This window comes from Polaromonas hydrogenivorans, assembly GCF_040105105.1.
Lineage (GTDB): Bacteria > Pseudomonadota > Gammaproteobacteria > Burkholderiales > Burkholderiaceae_C > Polaromonas > Polaromonas hydrogenivorans.
This window is the reverse complement of the sequence record NZ_CP157675.1, coordinates 309,194-332,201: the sequence shown is the minus strand read 5'-3', so window position 1 is coordinate 332,201 and position 23,008 is coordinate 309,194. Positions and strand designations below refer to the sequence as shown.

Here is a 23,008-nt window from a genome sequence, read left to right as displayed (position 1 = left end):
GGTCCTTACAGAACTTCAGGAGCCAAGGACACGATCTTCATGAACTTTTCAGTGCGCAGCTCGCGCGTCACTGGTCCGAAGATGCGGGTGCCGATAGGCTCCAGCTTGGCATTGAGCAGCACTGCTGCATTGCCGTCGAATTTGACGAGCGAGCCATCACCGCGGCGGATACCCTTGGCGGTGCGAACGACCACAGCACTGTAAACCTCGCCTTTTTTGACGCGGCCACGTGGAGCGGCTTCTTTGATGCTCACCTTGATGACATCACCAACGCTGGCGTACCGGCGCTTGGATCCGCCCAGCACCTTGATGCACATCACGGATTTGGCACCCGTGTTGTCAGCAACATCGAGTTTGGATTGCGTTTGAATCATTTAATTTAGTCCCAACTTGCACCAGCATTGGCGGCCTGCTTGATGCAAACCACCTGCCAATCAGTCTTGGGCCCGTCGTCCACACTGCAAACCACTTGCAATGCTTCCGCTGGGCAGAAGTTCTTCGCCTTTTACAGCGAAGCCCACGATTATCACGAAAGTAAAAGGCAGTGTCAACAATGTTTGTAAAAATAATCCTGCAACCTGTAATGCATCAGGCAGGCACGCTCAAATACTGATCGCACAGCGCCAAAAAGGGCTGCAGTTTTGCGTCCATCCCGTTTTCCTGCTGAAGCAGGGCTGCCACTGTCGGCGCCAGGGTGCGCGCCAGTGCCGCGTCCAGGAACAACAACCGCGAACGCCGGGCCAGCACATCCTCCACGGTACGCGCATATTCATGGCGGGCGGCAAACCGAACCATGGCCTCGGTCAGGCCACCGCCCAGTTCATGATCGGCGCCCCGCAAGGCCTGCACCGCGCCAGCCTCGCTTCCATACAGGTGCAACCCAGGCGCCTCGCTGATCCTGACGCTGGAGCGTTGGGCACCCACCAGCTTGAGATGGTCTGTCGGCATTCCGGTACGCGCCAGCAGCAGCCCAGCGGCAAAGCATTTTTCCAGCACGTCACCGGCCATGGCGCGGTAAGTCGTCCATTTTCCGCCTGTCACCGTGACCAGGCCGCTCTTGCTGACCAGCACGGTGTGTTCGCGCGACAGCGTCTTGGTGCTGCCGGCAGCATCGTCAGTCGGCTTGACCAGCGGCCGCAGTCCGACCCAGAGGCTCTTGATGTCGGCCCGGCCTGGCGCGCGGCTCAGGTAGCGGGCCGACTCGCGCAGGATGAAATCGACCTCCTCCCTGAACGGCAGCGGTTCGCGCGCCAAGGTGTGGCGCGGCGTATCGGTCGTGCCGAGAATGGTTTTCCCCAGCCAGGGCACGGCAAACAAAACCCGGCCGTCCGCCGTTCTGGGAATCAGCAGGGCATGGTCGGTGGGCAAAAACTCACGCTCCACCACGATATGCACGCCCTGGCTGGGGGCGACCATCGGTTTGGTCGCGCATTCCATTGCCTTGCCGTCCTGCATCCGCAGCCGGTCAACCCAGACACCCGTGGCATTGACCACGCAACTGGCATGCAATTCGTGGGTATGACCTGTTTCCCGGTCCAGCGCGCACAGCCCGACCAGCTTGCCGTCTTCATGGATCAGCTTGGTGGCGGCGCAGTAATTGACCAGCAGCGCACCCTGCCGGGCAGCGGTTCGGGCCAGCGCCAGCGCCAGCCGCGCGTCGTCGAACTGGCCGTCCCAGTACTTGACGCCGCCCTTCAGGCCTTGCGTCTGCAGCGTTGGCAGGTGCGCCAGGGTTTCGGCGCGGTTCAGGAATTCGGTATCGCCCAGCCCATCCTTCCCGGCCAGGGTGTCATACATCTTGAGCCCCAGCCCATAAACGGGCGATTCCCAGAATTTGTAGGAGGGCATGACAAATGGCAGCGGCTGCGCCAGGTGCGGTGCGTTGGCCAGCAGCGTCGAGCGTTCGTGCAGGGCTTCGCGGATCAGCGAAATATTGCCCTGCGCCAGATAGCGGACGCCGCCATGCAGCAGCTTGGTGGCGCGCGACGAAGTGCCTTTGGCAAAGTCGTGCGATTCGACCAGCACGACGGAAAACCCTCTTGCCGCAGCATCCAGCGCCACGCCCAGGCCGGTCGCGCCGCCGCCGATAACGGCGACATCGTAATGACGCGGTTCGGCGAGCCGGTCCATCAAGTTCTTGCGCCGTGTGCGAGCCGGCACGGCATCGGCGGCCATGGGCTTTTCGTTTCCCGATTTCATAAAAACCCATATGTCACAGAATGTATTGAGCTTACCTCAGCCCTGCCACGCTTGAGCGCCCTTGCGGGATATCTGTTGGCATGCAGCGGGCAGGAAACGACGCCGGGATAGTCCCGTTTCGGCTGTGAAATACTCATTCCCCGAACCCAACCCCACACCAACCAACCCAAAACGCCATGGCTTATCTTCTCGCCCTCGATCAGGGAACCTCCAGTTCGCGAAGCATTGTGTTTGACGCAGAAGGCCGCGTGGTGGCGCTGGCCCAGCGGGAGCTGCCGCAGATCTACCCCAGGCCGGGCTGGGTCGAGCACGACCCGATGGAAATCTGGCGCGGCCAGCTGGCCACGGCGCGGCAGGCGCTGGCCAGCGCGGGCCTGGCCGCCGGCGACATCCGGGCGATGGGCATCACCAACCAGCGCGAAACCACGCTGCTCTGGAACCGCAGGACCGGCCAGCCGGTTCACCATGCCATCGTCTGGCAGGACCGGCGCGCCGAGTCCACCTGCGCGCAATTGCGCAAGCAAGGCCATGAAGCGCTGATCCAGTCCCGAACCGGGCTGCTGATCGACGCCTATTTTTCAGGCACCAAGCTCAAGTGGCTGCTCGACAACGTGCCCGGCGCGCGCGCGCAGGCCGAACGCGGCGAGCTGGCCTTTGGCACCATCGACAGCTGGCTGATCTGGCAGCTGACGGGCGGCGCCGTGCATGCCACCGACGTCAGCAATGCGTCGCGCACGATGCTGTTCAATGTGCGCACCAACCAATGGGATGGCGAGCTGCTGGCGCTGCTCGGCATTCCCCCGTCGCTGATGCCCGAGGTCAAGCCGTCCAGCGCGCACTACGGCGAGGTGCGGCCCGAACTGCTGGGCCATGCGATCGCGATTGGCGGCGTCGCGGGCGACCAGCAAAGCGCGCTGTTCGGCCAGGCCTGCTTCAGGGCCGGCATGGCCAAGAACACCTACGGCACGGGCTGCTTCCTGTTGATGCACACCGGCGCGCAGTTCCAGACTTCAACGAACGGCCTGCTCACCACCAGTGCCGCCCAAACCACGGCGCAGGCCGAATTCGCGCTGGAAGGCAGCGTATTCGTCGGCGGTGCGGTGGTGCAGTGGCTGCGCGACGGCCTGCACGCCATCCAGGGCAGCGCCGAAGTCGAGGCGCTGGCGCAAAGCGTTCCCGACTCGGGCGGCGTGATGATGGTTCCGGCCTTCACCGGCCTGGGCGCGCCCTACTGGAAACCCGAGGCGCGCGGCACGATTACCGGCTTGACGCGCGGCACGACCATGGCCCACATTGCGCGCGCGGCGCTGGAAAGCATCGCCTACCAGAGCGCCGCGCTGCTGCTGGCCATGAGCCGCGATGCGGTCGCCGCAGGTGCCGCGCCGCTGGCCGAGTTGCGCGTCGATGGCGGTGCCAGCACCAACGACCTCTTGATGCAGTTCCAGGCCGATTTGCTGGGCATTCCGGTGATCCGCCCGGCCGTGACCGAAACCACGGCGCTGGGTGCGGCCTGGCTGGCGGGCCTGTCCAGCGGCGTGTACCGCAGCACCGACGAGCTTTCCAGCCTGTGGCGCGCTGAACGCACCTTCCTGCCCACGCTCGGCGCCGGGCGCGCGGCCGACCTGATGGCGCAATGGGAGCATGCGGTACGGCAGACGGTGCTGGCGTAGGCGCCATCGCCACTTCTCAAATCCCCTGGGCGACAATCCTCGACCGGGCCGAGGCCTTCAAATCCACCCTCCGTTTTATCAGCAGGCACACGACCATGACTCCTCAAACCACCGACAGCAGCAACCAACACATCGCCTTCATCGGCGGCGGCAACATGGCCAGCGCCATCATCGGCGGCCTGCTCAAGCGCGGCCTGCCGGCCAGCCAAATCCAGGTGGTCGAGCCTTTTGCCGAGCAGCGCGCCCGGCTGGCGCAGCAGTTCCAGGTCGAGGTCAGCGAAACCGCTGGCGCATCGCTGGCCCGCGCCACCCTGGTCGTCTGGGCCGTCAAGCCGCAGACCTTCAGGCAAGCCGCCGAACAAAGCCGCGCGCATACCCCAGCCGCGCTGCACCTGAGCGTGGCCGCCGGTATCCGTTCAAGCACCATTGCCGGCTGGCTGGGGACCGAACGCGTGGTGCGCGCCATGCCCAACACGCCGGCGCTGATCGGCCAGGGAATGACAGCCCTGTTCGCCCGGCCCGCCGCCAGCGCCGCTGACCGGCTGGCCGTGGAGCGCGTCGTGCAGACCACGGGCGAGTATTTGTGGCTGGACCAGGAAGCGCAACTCGATGCCGTGACCGCCCTGTCCGGCTCTGGCCCGGCTTATGTTTTTTACTTCATCGAAGCCATGATCGAGGCCGGCACCGACATGGGCCTGAGCCGCGAGCAGGCGCAGCAGCTGGCGATGGGCACCTTTGCCGGCGCGTCGGCGCTGGCGCACGAGGCCACCGAGCCGCCCGAGGTGCTGCGCGCCCGCGTGACGTCCAAGGGCGGCACGACTTATGCGGCGCTCACGTCGATGGAGCGGGACGGCATCAAGGAAAAGTTCATGCAGGCGATGCATGCCGCCCGCCAGCGCGCCAGCGAAATGGGCGATGAATTCGGCGCCGCATGAGTTTTTTGCTTCAAATAAGGCTTCTGCGCAATCACTGCATGCATTGACAGCTATCTTTTTCATAGTAATTTCCGGCTGAAGCGGCTTTTCCTGAAAATAAAAAAATAGTTTCAAAAACCGGAAAAATCCCGTCAACCGACTTTCGTAACCATCCGTTAACCATTCACGAGCGTTCAGCTTGTCGCCAGCCACTCCGGTGGATGACACGGCAGTGCAAACGTAAGTACCTTACAAACATCACGGAGCACCTCATGAAAAAATTCCTGTCCATCCTCGCCAGCGCCGCTGTTCTCGCCATGCCTTTGGCTCTGGTTTCCGCCCCAGCCGCAGCCCAGACCGCCGCTGCCCCTGCCGCACCCATGGCGGCTCCTGCCGTCAAAGCAGCACCCGCCAAAGCCAAAAAGGCCACGGTCAAGCACAAGGTCAAAGCCAAGGCCAAGCACAAAGCCAAAGTGGCTCCTAAAGCTGCCTGATCAGCCACAGGACGCTTCACTGGCAGCTAAACCGGCCAGCTGAAGTCTTTAAAAAGCCCGCGAATTGCGGGCTTTTTCATGGGCGCACGTCACGCAAAAGCAAGCGGCGGCAGGGTCAAAGCCCGCTTCAGCGGCCCCAGTACGACAGGGCAATGCCGGCAAACACCGTGAATCCCAGCCAGTGATTGAGGCGAAACGCCTTGAAGCAGTCGTCGCGCTCGCGTTTACGGATCAGCCAGCCGTGCCATAGCGCCTGCGCCAAGGCCAGCGCGATTGCTATCATAAAAATAGCTGAATGCACATACCCGGCAAGCGCAAAAGCCCAAATTGATATAAAAATCAGGTAACTGAGCATGACGCCGGCCACGTCGAAGCGTCCCAGCGTGATGGCCGAGGTCTTCATGCCGATCTTCAGGTCGTCGTCCCGGTCCACCATGGCGTATTCGGTGTCGTAGGCAATCACCCAGAACAGGTTGCCCAGCAGCAGCGCCCAGGCTAAAGGCGGCACGCGCGACTGCACGGCGGCAAACGCCATCAGGATGCCGCAACTGAACGCCACGCCCAGCACCGCCTGCGGCATCGACACATAGCGTTTGGCAAACGGGTACGCCAGCGTCACGGCCAGGGCGGCAAACGACCAGGCAATCGTGACGGCATTCGTGGTCAGCACCAGGCCGAACGCCAGCAAGGCCAGCACCGCGCCCAGCCCCAGCGCCTCCCTGACGGAAACCGCGCCGCTGGTCACCGGCCGCTGCGCCGTGCGCTTGACATGCCGGTCAAAATCACGGTCAGCCACGTCGTTGATGCAGCAGCCCGCGCTGCGCATCAAAAATGTTCCCAGCGTGAAGACCGTCACCAGGTGCCAGCCCGGAAAGCCGTGCGAAGCCACCCACAGCGCGGCCAGGGTCGGCCACAGCAGCAGCAGCCAGCCGGCCGGGCGGTTCCAGCGGATCAACTGCAGATACAAGGAAAATTTGCTGGGCGCACCGGCGGTCATCGTCAACATTGGGACAAACAGTTCAAAGAAAAAACTTACTCTTCAAGCAGCGAACGCAGCATCCACGCGGTCTGTTCATGCATCGTCATGCGCTGGGTCAGCAGGTCGGCCGTCGGCTCGTCGCTGGCCTTGTCGGCCATGGGAAACAGTTCGCGCGCGGTACGCGCCACCGCTTCGTGGCCCTGCACCAGGATGCGCACCATTTCCAGCGCCTTGGGCGGCGTCACAGGCACGTCGGGCACCGTGGCCAGCAGGCTGAACTGGGCATACGAGCCCGGCGCCGGATGGCCGAGCGAGCGGATGCGTTCAGCCACCGGATCCACCGCGTTCCACAGCTCGGTGTACTGCGTCATGAACATGGTGTGCAGGGTGTTGAACATCGGCCCGGTCACGTTCCAGTGGAAATTGTGCGTCGTCAGGTAGAGCGTGTAGGTGTCGGCCAGCAGGCGGCTCAGGCCCTGGGCAATCGCGGCACGGTCTTTTTCGCTGATGCCGATATTGATCGCCGGGGCGCCTTGAACCGTCGCTTTGAGAATGGTCTTAGCAGGAGATTTGGCCATGATTTTTTTCCTTTTAAAGAGACAAGCAGGGAATAGACACTGTACGAAAACAACCTGGGGGTAGCAACAGCCCATGCCTATGCGCGCCATAGGCAGCGCTGATGCAGATCAAGTTCAGGACAGGCGGATGACGCCGGGCAGCTCGCAGGCGTAAATCGCGTTGCGCAGCGCGGCAATTGCTTCGTAGCGGGTGAAGCTGCGGCGCCAGGCCAGCACCACGCGCCGCGTCGGCACATGGCCTTCGAACGGCAGGTAGCGGATGTACGAAGGCTGGTCCGCAGACGTATCCTGGCCGCTTAGCGCCAGCGCCGACTTGGGCACGCCCAGGCGCGGCACCAGCGTGATGCCCATGCCGGCGGCCACCATGTGCTTGATGGTTTCCAGCGACGAGCCTTCGAAACTCTTGCTGATGCCCTCGGCGCTGGTGGAAAAGCGCGCGAATTCCGGGCAGACCTCCAGCACATGGTCGCGAAAGCAGTGGCCGGTGCCCAGCAGCAGCAGGGTTTCCTTCTTCAGCTCCTCGGCCGTCACGCTGGTGCGCGCGGCCAGCGCGTGGCTGCTCGGCACGGCGGCCATGAAAGGCTCGTCGTACAGCGGCGCAATCGCCAGGTTGGTGTCGGGAAACGGCTCGGCCAGGATGGCACAGTCGATCTCGCCGGTGCGCAGCTCTTCGAGCAGCTTGACGGTGAAGTTTTCCTGCAGCATCAGCGGCATCTGCGGTGTTTTCTCGATGATCTGGCGCACCAGGTCGGGCAGCAGGTAGGGGCCGATGGTGTAGATCACGCCCAGCCGCAGGCTGCCGGCCAGCGGGTCCTTGCCGCGCCGGGCAATCTCGCGGATGCTGTCAGCCTGCTCCAGCACGCTTTGCGCCTGGCGCACGATTTCCTCGCCCAGCGGCGTGACGGTGATCTCATTGGCATTGCGCTCGAACAGCTTGACCTGCAGTTCTTCTTCGAGCTTCTTGATCGCCACGCTCAGGGTCGGCTGCGAGACATGGCAGGCCTCGGCGCCCCGGCCGAAATGCTTTTCTCTGGCCACGGCCACGATGTATTTGAGTTCGGTCAGCGTCATGGGGGGATTGTCGGCTTTTCGGGCTGGGGGATGGCGGGCTGGGGTGTTAAGGAATTTTTTGTTGCAGTGTTTTAAGAAAATTCTATTGAACCAGCACTTTAAAGAATCGCTACCTCAGCTTTAAATGCAAAGACAACTTTGGAATTCTGTTAACAATCAGTCGTGTAGCCAGCGAATGAGCTGCGAAAAGGCGAAAATCCATCCGCTTATTCAACCCCGGTATCTGGGATACATTCTTCTCACTTCTTTGCTGAAAATATGCCCGACTTTTTAGCCGCCGCCCGGCGCCATCTCGATGACGGCGATTTTTTGCACCAGCACTCACGCATGCCCAATGCCGTGCAACTGTGGGCTTACGGGGCTGAATGCACTTTGAAAGCTCTTGCGTTCAAACAACATCGTTTCACTTTTGATGCTAACGGCAGACCTACAAACAACTTTGCTCAACACCTGAACGAAATTCCAAAAGAGACAAAAAGGAATCCAAATCCGCTCGATCTGCTTTCGCTGTACAACGCAGCGCAAACAGGCACTAATGGCTTGATGGGGCCGCAAACTGCGTTTGAGGGTTGGAGTATCAAGGACCGTTACGAAGACGGCTCCCAGTTGCAAACAAAAATAGACGACTACAAGTCAGATGCAGCCTTTTTCCGCAACATGCTCAACAGCGCCATGCTCCCAGAAGGACTTTGACCATGACTATTCGCTTTGACCCTGCCTTGGGTGCATTGACTCAATGGCTCACAACCCACACCGACTTACTCCCGCAAGGTGATCTAGTCATCGTGCGAGACCTGCGCGGGCAAATACGCCTGATTGCTGAAAGCAGCATGGAATCAGTCTCTTGGCACGCCGCCCATGAAGACGAAATGACCGAGTTGCTCGGGTCTTACAAGGCTGGCGGGCAGTTCCTAATTCGGCTCGGACGAGATCAAGGCTTTGATTCTTTTTTCAATGCCCCGGATGCTTATCACTGCGACGGACTACCCGAAAACTGGAGAGTTTTAGACCGACTGATAACGGGTCGCGAGTGGCTGTACCCGCCAAATGCACCCAAAAACCACCCACCCCGGTTTGTTTTTTATGGTTTGAAAGGCGGCGTTGGACGCTCCACCGCCCTGTCAATGGCCGCTTGGCATCTGGCCCGACAAGGCAAAAAGGTTCTGGTCATTGACCTGGACCTGGAATCCCCCGGCCTGGGCAACATGCTATTGCCAGTGCGCCAAGACCTTAGCGAAGAAGGCGACACTGCCCTGCCCGGCTGGCCCGACTTTGGTTTGACCGACTGGTTTGTGGAAGATGCCGTAGGCCAGGCAGACGCCGAACTGGTGCGCGCCATGATTCAGCCCAGCCCCATTAACGTCGCTGGCCGGGGCGAAATTTTTGTAGTTCCCGCAGCGGGCGGCTTGTATGCGCAAGATTATGTGAGCAAGCTGTCGCGGGTTTATGCCGATCTACCCAACCGCGAAGGCATCCCCGAAGTCTTTGGCGACAGGCTGGCCCGAGCCATCACCCAACTGGAAGAGCAGGTCAAGCCCGATGTGGTGCTGCTGGACAGCCGGGCCGGTATTCATCACATTTCTGCCGTGGCGCTGACCCGGCTGAATGCTTTTTCTTATCTTTTTGCATCGGACAGCGAGCAAACCTGGGCAGGTTACAAGGCTCTTTTTTCGCACTGGGCGATTAAGCCCGAGACGATCAGGAGAGTAAGGGAATCCTTACGGCTGGTATCGGCCCTGACGCCTGCAGCAGAAGACAAAAAAGCCTTTCGGGATTTTTTCGGAGAACACGCTTTTGATGCGTTTATCCCGCTCTACGACCGGGAATCTAATGAAGAGCCTTCTGCCGATTTGTTCAGCTTTGGCCCATTTCAAGAGGATGCCCCCCATCGCCCGATTTGCATCTGGCACGACCGGGTATATGGAAGTTTCGCGCCTCTTAAACACACACTCCAGCTTGATGCTGACAATGCCAAACAGGCTTTTCACGAACTGTTTTCCCGCATAGACAGCGATTTGCAACAGGAGACAGCGGCATGAACCCTTCAGAGATACGAAATCTTTTTGAAATCGCTCTGCCTGAAGTAGCCCATGCAGAAACCACGCTTGAGTTGGGACATATTTATATGCCATCAGGCCACTATAAGGCTATCGCCTTGGACCGCCCATTGGTTGTTGGGGATCGCGGCGCCGGCAAAAGTTTCTGGCTTAAAAGTTTGGTTGACCGCAGGCGACGAGACCTCATTGGTCATGTTTTTGGCTTGCCCTCCTTGCTGTCCTGCGAGGTAATAACGGGCTTTGATCCCAGTGCGACAGGGAATTACCCTGACCCCAGAGAGCTTGCGACCCTGATTCAATCAGGGACTGAGCCATCAGACATTTGGCACACCGTCATCGTCCAAGCATTCTTACCTGCCATCATTCCACCAGAATTGGATGCATGGCCTGACAAAATTAATTGGGTAAATACGCAATCCGGAGCAGTTGCCAAGCAGCTACGCGACAAAAATGCCGCATTGGTTGATGAAGGAAAAATCTTGTTAATCGCATTTGACGGATTAGACCGTCTGGCTAATACATGGAAGTCCACCATCGTTTTAATGCGCGGCCTCTTACAAACACAGCTAGATTTTTCAAAATATACAAACTTACGCACCAAAGCTTTTATTCGCCCTGACTTACTGGATGATCCAGAAGTTAGACGTTTTCCAGATGCGTCTAAATTGGTGTCACTCGCCGTAAAATTGAAATGGGATGCCATTGATTTGTATGGCCTGATGTGGCAATACTTGGCAAACTCTAGCGACATAACGGCCAGCGCATCATTTCGGCGGTTTTGTGAAGATTTTGGTCTATTCAAGTGGTCGCCCAGTGATGGAACATTATTTTTTCTAAGCGAAGAAATCAAACACGATGAGTCTAGGCAGCAAGCACTCTTTCACAAGATTGCAGGAAAAACGATGGGCGGTAAAACTGGTGGAAACACATGGACCTGGCTGCCAAATCACTTAAGTGATGCGCATGGCTACACCAGTCCTCGCAGTTTTTTGGTTGCCCTGCGCTCTGCCGCTATCGATTCCCGAAAACGAAAATTTGTCGGACCTGAATACGCTCTTCATACATCATCCATCAAAGAGGGAGTATCCAGCGCTTCAGAAATCAGGCGCCATGAACTGGAAGAAAACTTACCCTGGATCAAAGACATTTTTGAACCCCTTAAAGGACTTGCACTGCCTTCAAGACGGCAAGATGTTGTCAGCCGGTGGCGAAAAGCCAAGACGCTGGATACCCTCCTAAGCACAAGTTCATCAGTTCCGTTGCCTGAAAAAATTTCTGAGACTGAGCCAGGCTCTATTCTCCTTGCGCTGCAGGAGCTGGGCTTGTGCCGCATGCTTGACGATGGCCGGGTTGATTTTCCCGACATCGTGCGCGTGAATGCAGGGATGACCCGCAAAGGCGGCGTGCCTGTCCGGCGGTGAACACATGCAAGCACTGGCAGTCCAATGTCCGTAGGGATAGCCGTTAACTGCACACACATCAAGCCTTCAAAAACTCAGCCTTCCCCCCCAGCCAGCGCAGCACATGCCGATGCGCCAGATCGGGATACTGGTCCAGCATCACCGGCGCCACCTCCCTTGCCCAGGCCAGCAATCCAGTGTCGGTCTGCAAATCAGCAAAGCGCAGCATCGCCGCCCCCGACTGGCGCGCGCCTAAAAATTCGCCCGGCCCGCGAATGTCCAGATCGCGCCGGGCAATTTCAAAACCGTCATTCGTCTCGACCATCGCCTTGAGCCGCGCCCGCGCCACCTCGCCCAGCCGGGGCGCGTCGCCGGTCGAATACAGCAGCACGCAGGCCGACGCCGCCGCGCCGCGACCGACGCGCCCGCGCAGCTGGTGCAGCTGCGACAGGCCAAAGCGCTCGGCATGCTCGATCACCATCAGCGACGCATTGGGCACATCGACGCCGACCTCGATCACGGTGGTGCTGACCAGCACCGCCATCACACCCTCGGTGAACAGACTCATCACGGCCTTTTTCTCGGCCACCGGCATGCGCGAGTGCAGCAGGCCGACCAGCACGCCGGGCAGCGCTTCGCTCAGCGCCTGGTGCGTCTGGGTGGCGTTGACCAGATCAATCGACTCGCTTTCCTCGATCAGCGGGCAGACCCAGTAAATCTGCCGGCCCTGGGCAATCTGCGCCTGGATGCGGGCGATGACCTCGTCGCGCCGCGCATCGTTCACCAGCCTGGTGACGATGGGCGTGCGGCCGGGCGGCAGTTCGTCGAGCGTGGACACATCCAGGTCGGCGTAATAGCTCATGGCCAGCGTGCGCGGGATCGGCGTGGCGGTCATCATCAAGAGGTGCGGCTCCTGGCCCTCGTGCGTCATCTTGCTGCGCAGCGCGAGACGCTGGGCGACGCCGAAGCGGTGCTGCTCGTCGATGATGGCCAGCGCCAGGTTCTTGAACTTCACCTTGGACTGGATCACCGCGTGCGTGCCGATGACCAGCCCGGCCGCGCCGCTTTCGATCAGCGCCAGCATCTCGCGGCGCTCCTTGGGTTTCTGGCTGCCGGTGAGCCGGGCGGTCTTGATGCCCAGGGGTTCGAGCCAGCTGATGAGCTTGCTGAAATGCTGCTCAGCCAGGATTTCGGTCGGCGCCATCAGCGCGCATTGCCAGCCGGCGTCGATGCAGCGGGCCGCCGCCAATGCCGCCACGACGGTCTTGCCCGCGCCCACGTCGCCCTGCAGCAGGCGGTGCATGGGCACTGCTTTTTTCAGATCGGCCTCGATCTCAAGGCTGACCCGCTGCTGCGCGCCGGTCAGGCGAAACGGCAGGCGCTCCAGCAGTTGCTCCTGCAGCGTGCAGTGCGTGCCGCGCATCGCCAGGCCATTCAAGGCCGGCGCGCGCATGGCGGCGCGCACGCGGCGCGATTGCAGTTGCGAGATTTGCTGCGCCAGCAACTCCTCGGCCTTCAGGCGCTGCCAGGCCGGGTGGCTGCGGTCTTCAAGCGTCTGCAGCGCCGCATCAGGCGTCGGGTGGTGCAAAAACTGTAGCGCCTCACGCAGGCTGGACAAGCGCAAAGGCATGTTTTTGCTTAAAAATGGGGCGGGAATCGTCTCGCTGAGGTCGGCCCGCGCCAGGCCGCTGAGCACCGCCTTGCGCAGATAGACCTGCGGCAATCCGGCCGAGGTCGGATACACCGGCGTCAGCGCGCCCGGCAACTCGCCGCCGGCCAGCTTGAAGTGCGGATGGACCATCTCGCGGCCCAGAAAGCCGCCGCGCAACTCGCCGCGCACCCGCACCCAGGCGCCCACGCTCAGGGTTTTCTGGTGCGAGGGGTAGAAATTGAGGAAGCGCAGCACGCAGGTGTCGCTGCCGTCATCGACCGTGACCAGCAGTTGGCGACGCGAGCGGATCAGGATTTCGCTGTGCGTCACCTCGCCTTCAAACTGCACCACCTCGCCATCGCGCGCGTCGGCCAGTCGCACGATGCGGGTTTCGTCCTCGTAGCGCAGGGGCAGGTGCAGGGCCAGGTCGATGTCGCGCCTGAGGCCGAGCTTTTCCATGGCTTTTTGCGCCGGGGACTTGGCCGGCGCTTTGGCGGCAGGCTTGTCCGCCGCGCCGGCCATGGGCAGGGCGGTTTTCGGCGCCGGGTCAAGGGCGGAAGCAGCCGGAAGCATCATGGGACAATTGTGCCCTCCTATGAAGACGACTTTCAGCCTCAGTGACTTTGATTTCACACTCCCCGACGAATTAATCGCCCAGCATCCCGCAGCCGAGCGCAGCGCCTCGCGCCTGCTCGACGGCCGGGGTGGCGCGATGACCGATCGCCGCTTTGCCGATTTGCCCGATTTGCTGCTGCCCGGCGACCTGCTGGTGTTCAACGACACGAAAGTGGTCAAGGCGCGGCTGTTCGGCCACAAGGCCAGCGGCGGCAGGCTTGAACTGCTGATCGAGCGCGTGCTCTCGCCGCACGCCGACGCCGGCCATGAAGTCGCCGCGCACATGAAGGTCAGCAAAAAACCGCTGCCCGGCGCGGTGCTGCGGATGGATGGCGGCTTCACCGCGACGCTGCTGGGCCGCTGGCCCGAAGCGCACGGACCGCTGTACCGCTTCCGGCTCAGCAGCGACCCGTATGCGCTAATGGCCGAATTTGGCCACGTTCCCCTGCCGCCCTACATCACGCACACCGACTCGCTAGAGGACGAGCAGCGCTACCAGACGGTGTTCGCCAAAAACCCCGGCGCCGTGGCCGCGCCGACGGCCGCGCTGCATTTCAACGAAGCCATGCTGGCAAGGCTCGAAGCGCGCGGCATTGCGCGCGCCAGCGTCACGCTGCATGTCGGCGCGGGCACCTTCCAGCCGGTCAAGACCGAAACCATCGCCGAGCACCACATGCACTTCGAGCGCTTTGACGTGCCACAAACCACGCACGAAGCGATTGCCGCGTGCAAGGCGCGCGGCGGGCGCGTGGTGGCCGTGGGCACGACGACGGTGCGGGCGCTGGAGTCAGCCGCCCAGTTCGGCCCGGCTTGCTGCGACACCAACATCTTCATCACGCCGGGCTATGAATTCAAGGTGGTCGATGTGCTGCTGACCAACTTCCATCTGCCCAAGAGCACCTTGATGATGCTGGTCAGCGCCTTCTCTGGCTACGAACACATCATGGCGCTGTACCGGCATGCGATTGAGGCGCGCTACCGCTTTTTCAGCTATGGCGACGCCATGCTGCTGGCGCGCCAAGCCCCGCCGGCCCTCTAAATACACCTGCGACAATCCAAAAATGCTTGAATTCGAAGTCCTGAAAACCGACCCGGCGACCGTTGACAGCGAAGGCGCCTACCTCGGCTCCTACGCCCGGCGCGGCCAATTGACCCTGAACCACGGCGTGGTGCAGACCCCGATCTTCATGCCGGTGGGCACCTACGGCACCGTCAAGGGCGTGACGCCGCAGTCGCTGCATGACATGAACGCGCAGATCATCCTGGGCAACACCTTTCACCTCTGGATGCGGCCCGGGCTGGATGTGATTGCGCAGTTCGGCGGGCTGCACAAGTTCGAGAGCTGGCACAAGCCCATCCTCACCGACAGCGGCGGCTTCCAGGTCTGGTCGCTGGGCGAGATGCGCAAGATTTCGGAAGAAGGCGTGAAGTTTTCCTCGCCGGTCAACGGCGACAAGCTGTTTTTGACGCCCGAAATCTCGATGCAGATCCAGACGCTGCTCAACAGCGACATCGTCATGCAGTTCGACGAATGCACGCCCTATGACACCAAGGGCCACATCACCACCGAAGGCGAGGCGCGCAGCTCGATGGAGCTAAGCCGGCGCTGGGCCAAGCGCTGCGAAGACGAGTTCGACAAGCTGGAGAACCCGAACGCGCTGTTCGGCATCGTGCAGGGCGGCATGTTCGAGAACCTGCGCCAGGAGTCGCTCGACGCACTGGTCGAGATGGATTTTCCGGGTTACGCCGTCGGCGGCGTCAGCGTCGGCGAGCCCAAGGAAGAAATGCTGCGCATCATGGCGCACACGCCGCACCGCCTGCCGGCGCACAAGCCGCGCTACCTGATGGGCGTGGGCACGCCCGAAGACCTGGTCGAAGGCGTGGCCTCGGGCGTGGACATGTTCGACTGCGTGATGCCGACGCGCAATGCGCGCAACGGCCATATGTTCACCCGCTTCGGCGACCTGAAAATCCGCAACGCGCGCTACAAGAGCGAGGAAGCGCCGGTGGACGCGACTTGCACCTGCTACACCTGCCGCAACTTCAGCCGCGCCTACATGCACCACCTGGACCGCTGCGGCGAAATGCTCGGCCCCATGCTCAGCAGCATCCACAACCTGCACTACTACCTGAACCTGATGCAGGAAGTGCGCGACGCGCTGGACGCCGGGCGCTTCGGCGCGTTCGTAGCGCAGTTCAAGGCCGACCGCCAGCGCGGAGTCTGACGCGTGAACATCGACCTGCAACGCTGGCTGGACCGCTGGATGGGCATTCCGCTGTGCGCGGCGGTGTCCGGCGTCGATGCGCTGATGCGCCGCCTCAGTCCGGCCCCACGCAAGCCGGCGCCGCCGCGTGCCATCGTGGTGATCCTGCTGTCGGAAATGGGCAGCCTGGTGCTGGCCAACGACATGTTCGCGCGGCTCAAGCGGCGCTACCCGGATGCGCCGCTGCACGCGCTGCTGTTTCGCAAGAACCGCGAAATCCTCGACCTGATGCAGGTCATGGACCCGGCCAACGTACACACGGTCGATGACCGCTCGCTGGCCTCGCTGCTGTCCAGCCTGTGGACGGCCATCCGGGCGCTGCGCCGCGCCCACGTCGATGTGGCGATTGACTGCGAACTGTTCTCGCGCATCAGCAGCCTGCTGTCGTATGCCAGCGGCGCCCGCGTGCGGGTCGGCTTTCATCGCCACACGCAGGAAGGCCTGTACCGGGGCTCGCACATCAACCGGCCGGTGCCCTACAACCCCTACCATCACATCAGCGCGCAGTTTTTGACGCTGGCGCGGGCGATTGACTCGACCGCCGTGCCGACCTCCAAACTGCCGGTGCTGGGCATCCCCAAGCCGCCGCCGCATGTGCAACTCGATGGCGCGCTGATCCAGGGCATCGAGGCGCGACTGGCGCAGGATTTCCCGGCGATTGGCGGCAGGCCGCTGGTGCTGGTCTATCCGGGCGGCGGCATCCTGCCGATTCGCGCCTGGCCGCTGGCGTCCTACACCGCGCTGTGCGAAGGCCTGGTGGCCGACGGCTGCGCGGTGGCGGTGATTGGCCTGAAGGACGACCAGGCGCTGGCGCGGCAGCTGGTGGCCAATGTGCAGGCCAGCGCGCCAGCCAGCCCGGTGATTGACCTGACCGGCTACACGCGCTCGATTTCCGAGCTGCTGGCGCTGTTCCATGTGGCGCGCCTGCTGGTCACCAACGACGGCGGACCCGGCCAGTTCGCCGCGCTCACGCCGATCTGGACGCTGATGCTGTTCGGCCCCGAGACGCCCGGCCTGTATGCGCCGCTGACGCCGCATTGCTATTCGTTCTACAGCCAGTGGCCGTGCTCGCCCTGCCTGACGGCCTACAACCACCGCACGTCCTTTTGCGACGGCGACAACCAGTGCCTGAAAGTCATCGAACCCGCCGCCGTGCTGGCCAAGGCGCGGGAATGCCTGGCGGCGCCCCCGGACACCACCGCCTGATGTCAAGACTTAGAACCTTCGCGGAGGCCCTGGTCCACCTCTTGCCACCGCGTTTTCAGCCCATGATGCGCTGGCGCTTCATCAAGTTCGGCCTGGTCGGCGGCAGCGGCACGGTGATCAACATCGTGGTGCTGTACCTGGCGCAGGAGCATCTCTTGCGCGGCATTGCCGACTTTCACACGCGGCTGAACTACTCGATTGCGCTAGCCATCACCGTGGCGACCATCAGCAATTTCTACTGGAACCGTCGCCTGACCTGGCGCGACCGCACGCGCAACACGCCCCAGCCGGCGCTGCGGCTGTTCGTCAAGTATGTGATGGCGGCCGCGCTGTCCATCGTCATCCAGTCGCTGCTGACCAAATGGCTGGCCGGCTACCTGCACTACATCGTCGCCAACCTGATCGCCATCGTGCTGGCCAGCGTGGTCAATTTCGTGGCCAACGATAAACTGACGTTTCGCCGCCATCGCCCGAAAGCGCCGCATTAACCATCCAAGCCCTCGCCCCATGTCCAGCCCCGAAAAAACGCAAGCCGCCCGCCTTCCGCATCACCTGGTCTGGATAGGCCTGGCCATTGCCGTGGCGCTGGGCTACCTGTTCGGCCTGGGCGGCGACCACATTCCGCGCAATGGCGACGAGCTGGTCTATGCCAACATCGCCCGGCTGACCGCCGCCAGCGGCCACTGGCTGCCGCTGCAGAGCGCCTGGGACTTCATGCGCAACACCAAGCCGCCGCTGCTGTTCTGGCAGGCCATGGTGGCCGGCGGCTGGGGCGAGCACTGGACGCTCTTGCGGCTGCGCCTGCCCAGCGTGGCCTACACCTGGGGCATTGCGCTGATGGTGGGCCTGCTGACCTGGAAGACGGTTCGCGGCGATGCAGGCGCAACTTCCGGCAATGCCACCACGGCTGCGCAACGAAACCACCACGCGATGGCCATGGGCGCCATCGCTGTCCTGGTTTACCTGTCGTTTTTCACGACCTACCGCTACGGCCGCCCTTACCTGACCAGCGCCGCCGAAACCTTCTGGCTGTTCGGCGTGTTCTTTGCCATCGCCTGGTCGCCGGCCAAGCTGCTGGCGTCCAGCTGGAAATTCCCGCTGATCGCCGGCCTGGCCATCGGCATCGGCTGCCTGTACAAATCGTTCGTCATGGTGGCGCCGGTCGGCTTCGCGCTGGCGCTGTGCTACCAGGCGGTGGGCGCCCGGCTGGCGCCCTGGAAGATTGCCCGGCCCGGCATCGTGGCGGACGGCGTCAAGGTTCTGGCCATCTGCGCCCTCGGACTGGCGGTTTTCGGCCTGTGGTTCGCCATCGACCCACTGCCGGGCGAGGTCTGGCGTGAATTTGTCGTCGGCGAAAACGCCGGCAAGATGAACTCCTCCAAGGGTTATTTCCAGACCGCCTTCAGCGGCAGCAGCGGCATCCTGACGATTTTGACGGGCTACTTCTCCAATGCCCTGTTCCTGCTGCCGCTCTCGGTCGGTTGCTTCGTGGCGGCCTGGCGCAGCTGGCGGCAGCGCCAGGGCACGGCGCAAACCATCAGCGACGCCGAAAAAATCATGTGGCTCTGGCTGCTGGCGCTGGCGCTGGTGTTCATGCTGCCGACCCAGCGCTCGACGCGCTACCTGATTCCGGCCATGCCGGCGCTGGCCGTGGTGATGGCGCTGTACTGGCACCGGATTGGCCGCATCTGGTTCAGCCTGACGCTGGCGGTCTGCATGGTCGGCCTGCTGGCCATGGGCCTGATCGGCTATGGCGCCGTGCGGGCCACGCACAACCCCTGGGTTTTCTCGCCGCTGTTCTGGCTGTTCGTGGCGGCCTCGGCGCTGGCCTGCCTCATCGGCATCTTCAAAAAGGCCTGGAGCCGGCCAGTCACCGCGCTGGCCGGGTTCAGCGTGCTGTTTGCGCTGGCCTGGGTCACGAACCCGTTCAACGGCGAACTCGGCCGTTTCCGCCCCGAAACCAATGCCCTTCTCAAGGGCCAGAAGGTGCAGGTTCCGAGCAATTTCAACGGCCACTTCGAGCGCTACGAATTCATCATTCCGGGCGCGAAAATCGTGGACTATTTTGCCGCCCAGCCGGTCGATTACGCCGATGTGGAGGGCCTGTTCAAGACCAGCCGCTACGTGCTGGTGCAGCGGCGCATCGGGCAGGCGCCCTGCACCCGGTGCCGGATCATTGACGAACGCTGGGACTTGCGCTCGCGCCAGGATGAAAACGACGGTTTCATGGCCGCCCTGAAGACGCCCGAGACTTACTGGTACGCCAAGGAATACCTGGTCGAGCCGCTGGCGCCCTGAGCGTCAAAAAATGCCCGTTTCGCGGGCTCAGCTACCCACATGCATGGTGAAGTTCGCGCCGTTTGACAGCTTGCACTGGCCGGTGCCCAGCGTGGCCGAGTTCATCTGGTAGCGGCAATTGATGTAGCTGCCCCGGCTGCCCGCGCCATTGGCAATGCCTTCGCGCGATGACGAGCCGGCGACGCGCGTGGCCTCGCCGCTGAAGCTTTCGCCGTTGATGTTGGTGGTGAAGATGCCGCGCCCATGCAGGTCATTGGTCACCACCGCGCTCACCATGCCGTAGGCCGACGCGGCGTCATTCGCCGGGTACAGCCGTGCCGTGAAGGTCACGCTCGAAGGTGGCGGCGCGATTTGAACCGTTGATGCCGGGGCAGAAGGGTACGCCTGGTTGACTGGCACCACATAGCATCCTGCCAGTGCGGTCGCACCGAGCACGGCGCCCATCAAGGCCAGACGACGCACCAGGCGCAAGCCCGGGAAAATTGACGCAGAAGACTTCATAGTTCAACCCAATTGCCAAGCAAATGCTTGTGCGGGCAGTTTACCCGCGCCCACCCGGAAGGCACTCTAAAAAAGATACATAGCTAAACCTCAGTACCAAAAGCATCGTTTATTGATACTTTACAGCCGCCAGCCTACCCGCGCAGGTTCAGGCCTGGCCGGCCAGCGGCAGGGCCGGCAAGTGCTCCCGCTTGCCGGTCGTCCCGCAGGCATGGCAGAACTTGGCAAACGCGCTCTTGCGGGTGCTGCAGGCCGGACAATGGTCAAACAGGCCGATGCCGCAGTGCGGGCAAAAGTCGATCTCCGGGTTTTTCAGGTCCACCGGCCGCTCGCAGCCCGGACAAACGCCTTTGGACAAGCGCGTCAGCGCGGTGTCGTAGCTCAGTTCCTCGCGGCGCTGGGCGTCGGGCAGCTGCTCGGCGAGCTTTTGCTTTTCGAGATAGCGGTTCAGCGCCAGGATGGCCTGCCTGCCGACCAGCACCGTCACCACAATGCCGACGATGTAGCGCACATAGCCGCCGTAGCTCGGCAAATAAGGCACGAGTTCGACGAAAAAGGCGAACAGCGCAAATAGGATGAAGCCCCAGACGAACGGCCACCAGGTGCTTTTGCGCTTTTTCGCGAACAGCCAGCCGGCAGCCACCAGCAGCGGCAGGGTCAGCGCCAGGCGGTACAAAAATACCCGCAGTTCGATGCGGCGGTATTCGGCATTCAGCGACTGCTGCGCTGCCTGCTCCATTTCCGCCAGCTTGCGGCGCTCGCGAACGCTGCTCTGCCGCGCATCGAGCGCGGCCTGCTGCTGGGACTCGACCGCCATGCCGGCGGCGCGCTCCTTGTCCTTCAGGCCATCGAGCGCCCGGGTTCTGGCCACCAGCTCGGGGTCTTGCTCGGACAGCTGCGTGGCGCGGCGGGTGGACAGCCAGTTGTTGAAGGTCTCGCGCGCCGCCGCGGAGTCGGCCTGCGTCACGCGGCGCTTGAGTTGGGCCTGCTCCAGCGCGGCGTCGGCGTCACGCTCGGCGGCTTCGGTGGTCTTGATGCTGCTGCGCAGCGCCGTGCTGGCGGCACGGTCCATGAAATCGTCGAGCGTGAGCTGCCGCTCCACCTTGGGCAGGTCGCCGACCAGCGTTCCGCCCAGGCCGATCAGGAAACTGGCGAACACCAGCGCCACCAGCCACAGGCCGCGCTGCATCCATTTTTCGGTCAATCGCAGGGATTTGCTCATGGGAACTCCGTTGTTGGCCGGAAAGGCATCCGGCTGTGTCGTTTCAGGAAAATTCAAGGTCAAATAGGCCATTTGCGCATACCAGATATGCGCAAGCAGCTACTTTTTTAATAGCAAATTAAAACAGCTCATGGGCGTTCCTTCTTCTTGCTGCCACCGGGATGCGAAGCATCCCCTGTTGTGGTGGCGTACCTGTCGCGTCCGTTTTTGCCACCCGTAAATAAGGTGCAGGCTTTCCACCTGCTGGGCCTTGCGGCTCTGCCCGTAAGGGCCTGGTGACCCACGCTTTGCGGCGCATGTCCCCTCGGGAATGTCAGCAACCGGCTCCTGCTTTTAAGGGCAGCGACTAAAACCTTCGACCCTTTACCTTTGGTCTGCATGATTAAAGCCTTGGCAAGAGCAGCGAACTGAGGAAGCATTCGCTGGTGCGTCTGAACGACCTATTACTAACGTAGCGGGCTGGATACCGCTTTCCCTGCTTCAACCTAGCTCGTTGCCTTGCGGCTTCAAGCTCCGGCCTTTAGGCCGGGGTGATTGACAATTCACTCCTTCGCACCGAACCAAACCAACGCCATGCCCGAGCCCAAAAATGATTCCCGACGCGCTTATGCCAGCGCGCCCGTCAACCAGCGTACCGCGCCACGGGAAGTCTCCAAGCCGCCTCCCGTGCATGCTTCGCTCAAGGCACGCGCGCAAAAGGCCAGGCAGCGCCAGTTGCTCGGTCCGTCCATCAGCGAGCTGCTGGCGCGCCGCACCTCGGACGCGCCGCGCCGGCACGACAAACTTCATCCGGGCGTGATTGCCGCAACGGTTTGCGCCGTGGCGGCAGCAAGCGCCTTGGTCCTGATCCGTACAGGCACCGGGCTGGCACTTGCCGCAGCGCTGGCGGCGCTCGGTGGCGCCAGTTGGCTGTGGCAGCACCGAAGCCAGCGCGCGGCCAGCGAAACGATGCCGATGCCCGCCGGCCCGCCGCCGTTCGATACCGAAGCACTGCGCCGGATTGACGAGGCCTTTGAAGCCACCGCCGCCATCGTGACCGGACCGATGCTGGCCGCGCTGGTATCGCTCAAGGCCGCTGCGGTGCGGATGGCGCTGGCGCTCAATGGTGTGCAAGCCGATGACGGCTTCACGCTGGACGACCGCATGTACGTGATCGAATCCATCCGGCGCTACATTCCCGACACGCTCAGCGCGTACCTGCAGGTGCCCGCCGCGCAGCGCCCCGTGCCAGGCGCCGGCGAAGGCAAGTCCGCCAACGACCTCCTGCAGGGCCAGCTGGCGCTGCTGCAGTCCGAGCTGGAACAGCGCGAGCAGCGCCTGCATGGCAGCGCGGTCGAGGCCCTGCTGCGCCAGCAGCGCTTTTTGCAATCCAAGGCGACGCGCAGCTGAGCCAGGTTTCAACAAGCGCTCAGACGGGCCGCGTTTCGGGCGCGGGCTCGTTGCTGCGCGTCATTAGATCGGCTTCATAGCGGTCGCGGATCGTTTTGGCCAGCGTGAAGGTGCTGCTGACCAGGAACATCCAGCTCACGACCATGTAGCCCTTTTGCCAGTCCCCGATGTTCATGCGCCACAAGCCCCACGCCGTGAGGCACACCGCCGCCGCAAAGGAAACCCAGACGGTGATGATCCAGCCATTGGTATCGACGCGCCCGTCGCGGTTGTCGCGCACGGTCTTGGCCGCCGCAAAGGCAGCGAACAGGCAAAAGAAAAACCCGATGGCCAGAAAAGCCCGGTCCAGCTCCTGGCTGGGCAGCTGCATCACGCCCGTGCCGCTGGCCAGCACCGCCAGCGTGAACGAAGTCCAGACCTGAATGCGCCAGCCGCCGGTATCGCGCTGCATCACATATTGAGTTGTCATTTTTAAATTTCCCTTGCGTTAAAAAATCCTG

The 23,008-nt window shown here is 62.3% G+C and carries 21 protein-coding genes; 12 read left to right on the top strand and 9 right to left on the bottom strand.

All coding sequences use genetic code 11. From position 1 onward, the window contains the following. Positions 1-5: 5 nt before the first annotated feature. Together rplN and ABLV49_RS01665 are read right to left on the bottom strand one after the other, a co-directional pair. Positions 6-374 carry a 50S ribosomal protein L14 gene (gene rplN / locus ABLV49_RS01670; protein WP_007869247.1) on the bottom strand — a complete coding sequence of 123 codons (369 nt, stop codon included), beginning with the start codon at positions 372-374 and terminating at the stop codon, positions 6-8. Between the two features lie 214 nt (positions 375-588). Then, positions 589-2,175 (bottom strand): glycerol-3-phosphate dehydrogenase/oxidase, encoded by a 1,587-nt coding sequence (locus ABLV49_RS01665; RefSeq protein ID WP_349281568.1) that lies wholly within the window; start codon positions 2,173-2,175, stop codon positions 589-591. 200 nt (positions 2,176-2,375) lie between these two features. On the opposite strand from ABLV49_RS01665, the gene glpK reads away from it, so the two are divergent. From glpK to ABLV49_RS01650, 3 genes are all read left to right on the top strand, one after another. Next, the gene (glpK, locus tag ABLV49_RS01660; protein WP_349279929.1) at positions 2,376-3,869 is read left to right on the top strand and encodes a glycerol kinase GlpK; all 1,494 of its coding nucleotides are present in this window, start codon (positions 2,376-2,378) and stop codon (positions 3,867-3,869) included. A 95-nt stretch (positions 3,870-3,964) separates the two neighbouring features. Next, positions 3,965-4,804, top strand: coding sequence for a pyrroline-5-carboxylate reductase (gene proC, locus ABLV49_RS01655; protein ID WP_349279928.1), 840 nt, complete (start codon positions 3,965-3,967; stop codon positions 4,802-4,804). A gap of 251 nt (positions 4,805-5,055) precedes the next feature. After that, positions 5,056-5,277: a hypothetical protein gene (locus ABLV49_RS01650; protein ID WP_349279927.1), complete on the top strand. Its 222-nt coding sequence runs from the start codon at positions 5,056-5,058 to the stop codon at positions 5,275-5,277. A gap of 127 nt (positions 5,278-5,404) precedes the next feature. On the opposite strand, the gene ubiA is transcribed toward ABLV49_RS01650, so the two are convergent. The 3 genes from ubiA to ABLV49_RS01635 form a co-directional block, all read right to left on the bottom strand. Beyond that, positions 5,405-6,274 carry a 4-hydroxybenzoate octaprenyltransferase gene (gene ubiA / locus ABLV49_RS01645; RefSeq protein ID WP_349281566.1) on the bottom strand — a complete coding sequence of 290 codons (870 nt, stop codon included), beginning with the start codon at positions 6,272-6,274 and terminating at the stop codon, positions 5,405-5,407. Between the two features lie 35 nt (positions 6,275-6,309). Further along, positions 6,310-6,834, bottom strand: coding sequence for a Dps family protein (locus ABLV49_RS01640; RefSeq protein WP_349279926.1), 525 nt, complete (start codon positions 6,832-6,834; stop codon positions 6,310-6,312). A 114-nt stretch (positions 6,835-6,948) separates the two neighbouring features. Next, positions 6,949-7,905 (bottom strand): LysR substrate-binding domain-containing protein, encoded by a 957-nt coding sequence (locus ABLV49_RS01635; RefSeq protein ID WP_349279925.1) that lies wholly within the window; start codon positions 7,903-7,905, stop codon positions 6,949-6,951. Between the two features lie 258 nt (positions 7,906-8,163). Here ABLV49_RS01635 and ABLV49_RS01630 point away from each other — a divergent pair, with 258 nt between their 5' ends. From ABLV49_RS01630 to ABLV49_RS01620, 3 genes are read left to right on the top strand one after another with little or no spacing between them, the layout of a single operon-like run. Next, positions 8,164-8,598 (top strand): hypothetical protein, encoded by a 435-nt coding sequence (locus ABLV49_RS01630; RefSeq protein WP_349279924.1) that lies wholly within the window; start codon positions 8,164-8,166, stop codon positions 8,596-8,598. Positions 8,599-8,600: 2 nt separating this feature from the next. Continuing rightward, a complete protein-coding gene (locus tag ABLV49_RS01625; RefSeq protein WP_349279923.1) occupies positions 8,601-9,944 on the top strand; it encodes a ParA family protein in 1,344 nt (447 codons plus the stop codon). Continuing rightward, the gene (locus tag ABLV49_RS01620) at positions 9,941-11,383 is read left to right on the top strand and encodes a hypothetical protein (protein ID WP_349279922.1); all 1,443 of its coding nucleotides are present in this window, start codon (positions 9,941-9,943) and stop codon (positions 11,381-11,383) included. Before ABLV49_RS01625 ends, ABLV49_RS01620 begins: the two co-directional genes overlap by 4 nt. 58 nt (positions 11,384-11,441) lie before the next feature. Here the strand turns inward: ABLV49_RS01620 and recG are convergent, their stop codons facing one another. Continuing rightward, positions 11,442-13,589, bottom strand: a complete 2,148-nt coding sequence (gene recG, locus ABLV49_RS01615; RefSeq protein WP_415838077.1) for an ATP-dependent DNA helicase RecG — start codon at positions 13,587-13,589, stop codon at positions 11,442-11,444. Positions 13,590-13,608: 19 nt separating this feature from the next. Between recG and queA the strand changes: the two genes are divergently transcribed. The 5 genes from queA to ABLV49_RS01590 are packed head-to-tail and all read left to right on the top strand — an operon-like array spanning position 13,609 to position 19,396. After that, a complete protein-coding gene (queA, locus tag ABLV49_RS01610) occupies positions 13,609-14,667 on the top strand; it encodes a tRNA preQ1(34) S-adenosylmethionine ribosyltransferase-isomerase QueA (RefSeq protein ID WP_349279921.1) in 1,059 nt (352 codons plus the stop codon). A gap of 22 nt (positions 14,668-14,689) precedes the next feature. Beyond that, entirely contained in the window at positions 14,690-15,853 is a 1,164-nt protein-coding gene (gene tgt / locus ABLV49_RS01605; protein WP_349279920.1) for a tRNA guanosine(34) transglycosylase Tgt, read from the top strand. Between the two features lie 3 nt (positions 15,854-15,856). Next, positions 15,857-17,098 carry a glycosyltransferase family 9 protein gene (locus ABLV49_RS01600; RefSeq protein ID WP_349279919.1) on the top strand — a complete coding sequence of 414 codons (1,242 nt, stop codon included), beginning with the start codon at positions 15,857-15,859 and terminating at the stop codon, positions 17,096-17,098. Further along, positions 17,098-17,586: a GtrA family protein gene (locus tag ABLV49_RS01595; protein WP_011799748.1), complete on the top strand. Its 489-nt coding sequence runs from the start codon at positions 17,098-17,100 to the stop codon at positions 17,584-17,586. The genes ABLV49_RS01600 and ABLV49_RS01595 overlap by 1 nt, the downstream gene beginning before the upstream one ends. Positions 17,587-17,605: 19 nt before the next feature. Further along, positions 17,606-19,396, top strand: a complete 1,791-nt coding sequence (locus ABLV49_RS01590; protein WP_349279918.1) for an ArnT family glycosyltransferase — start codon at positions 17,606-17,608, stop codon at positions 19,394-19,396. A 27-nt stretch (positions 19,397-19,423) separates the two neighbouring features. Here the strand turns inward: ABLV49_RS01590 and ABLV49_RS01585 are convergent, their stop codons facing one another. Both ABLV49_RS01585 and ABLV49_RS01580 read right to left on the bottom strand, forming a co-directional pair. Further along, the gene (locus ABLV49_RS01585) at positions 19,424-19,897 is read right to left on the bottom strand and encodes a hypothetical protein (RefSeq protein ID WP_349279917.1); all 474 of its coding nucleotides are present in this window, start codon (positions 19,895-19,897) and stop codon (positions 19,424-19,426) included. Between the two features lie 148 nt (positions 19,898-20,045). Further along, positions 20,046-21,119 (bottom strand): zinc ribbon domain-containing protein, encoded by a 1,074-nt coding sequence (locus ABLV49_RS01580; protein ID WP_349279916.1) that lies wholly within the window; start codon positions 21,117-21,119, stop codon positions 20,046-20,048. Between the two features lie 573 nt (positions 21,120-21,692). Between ABLV49_RS01580 and ABLV49_RS01575 the strand changes: the two genes are divergently transcribed. Further along, positions 21,693-22,508 carry a hypothetical protein gene (locus ABLV49_RS01575; RefSeq protein ID WP_349279915.1) on the top strand — a complete coding sequence of 272 codons (816 nt, stop codon included), beginning with the start codon at positions 21,693-21,695 and terminating at the stop codon, positions 22,506-22,508. 19 nt (positions 22,509-22,527) lie between these two features. Here ABLV49_RS01575 and ABLV49_RS01570 read toward each other — a convergent pair whose 3' ends face one another. After that, complete coding sequence (locus ABLV49_RS01570) at positions 22,528-22,977, bottom strand: YiaA/YiaB family inner membrane protein (protein ID WP_349279914.1); 450 nt, start codon at positions 22,975-22,977, stop codon at positions 22,528-22,530. Between the last annotated feature and the right edge of the window lie 31 nt (positions 22,978-23,008).

What these genes read in the sequence shown, in the direction of transcription:
- ABLV49_RS01630 (WP_349279924.1), top strand. Translation starts at nt 8,164, where the DNA reads ATGCCCGACTTTTTAGCCGCCGCCCGGCGCCATCTCGATGACGGCGAT.
- recG (WP_415838077.1), bottom strand. Translation starts at nt 13,589, where the DNA reads ATGATGCTTCCGGCTGCTTCCGCCCTTGACCCGGCGCCGAAAACCGCC.
- ABLV49_RS01640 (WP_349279926.1), bottom strand. Translation starts at nt 6,834, where the DNA reads ATGGCCAAATCTCCTGCTAAGACCATTCTCAAAGCGACGGTTCAAGGC.
- ABLV49_RS01590 (WP_349279918.1), top strand. Translation starts at nt 17,606, where the DNA reads ATGTCCAGCCCCGAAAAAACGCAAGCCGCCCGCCTTCCGCATCACCTG.
- ABLV49_RS01650 (WP_349279927.1), top strand. Translation starts at nt 5,056, where the DNA reads ATGAAAAAATTCCTGTCCATCCTCGCCAGCGCCGCTGTTCTCGCCATG.
- queA (WP_349279921.1), top strand. Translation starts at nt 13,609, where the DNA reads ATGAAGACGACTTTCAGCCTCAGTGACTTTGATTTCACACTCCCCGAC.
- ABLV49_RS01595 (WP_011799748.1), top strand. Translation starts at nt 17,098, where the DNA reads ATGTCAAGACTTAGAACCTTCGCGGAGGCCCTGGTCCACCTCTTGCCA.
- tgt (WP_349279920.1), top strand. Translation starts at nt 14,690, where the DNA reads ATGCTTGAATTCGAAGTCCTGAAAACCGACCCGGCGACCGTTGACAGC.
- glpK (WP_349279929.1), top strand. Translation starts at nt 2,376, where the DNA reads ATGGCTTATCTTCTCGCCCTCGATCAGGGAACCTCCAGTTCGCGAAGC.
- ABLV49_RS01625 (WP_349279923.1), top strand. Translation starts at nt 8,601, where the DNA reads ATGACTATTCGCTTTGACCCTGCCTTGGGTGCATTGACTCAATGGCTC.
- ABLV49_RS01585 (WP_349279917.1), bottom strand. Translation starts at nt 19,897, where the DNA reads ATGAAGTCTTCTGCGTCAATTTTCCCGGGCTTGCGCCTGGTGCGTCGT.
- ubiA (WP_349281566.1), bottom strand. Translation starts at nt 6,274, where the DNA reads ATGACCGCCGGTGCGCCCAGCAAATTTTCCTTGTATCTGCAGTTGATC.
- ABLV49_RS01575 (WP_349279915.1), top strand. Translation starts at nt 21,693, where the DNA reads ATGCCCGAGCCCAAAAATGATTCCCGACGCGCTTATGCCAGCGCGCCC.
- ABLV49_RS01635 (WP_349279925.1), bottom strand. Translation starts at nt 7,905, where the DNA reads ATGACGCTGACCGAACTCAAATACATCGTGGCCGTGGCCAGAGAAAAG.
- rplN (WP_007869247.1), bottom strand. Translation starts at nt 374, where the DNA reads ATGATTCAAACGCAATCCAAACTCGATGTTGCTGACAACACGGGTGCC.
- ABLV49_RS01620 (WP_349279922.1), top strand. Translation starts at nt 9,941, where the DNA reads ATGAACCCTTCAGAGATACGAAATCTTTTTGAAATCGCTCTGCCTGAA.
- ABLV49_RS01570 (WP_349279914.1), bottom strand. Translation starts at nt 22,977, where the DNA reads ATGACAACTCAATATGTGATGCAGCGCGATACCGGCGGCTGGCGCATT.
- ABLV49_RS01580 (WP_349279916.1), bottom strand. Translation starts at nt 21,119, where the DNA reads ATGAGCAAATCCCTGCGATTGACCGAAAAATGGATGCAGCGCGGCCTG.
- ABLV49_RS01665 (WP_349281568.1), bottom strand. Translation starts at nt 2,175, where the DNA reads ATGGCCGCCGATGCCGTGCCGGCTCGCACACGGCGCAAGAACTTGATG.
- proC (WP_349279928.1), top strand. Translation starts at nt 3,965, where the DNA reads ATGACTCCTCAAACCACCGACAGCAGCAACCAACACATCGCCTTCATC.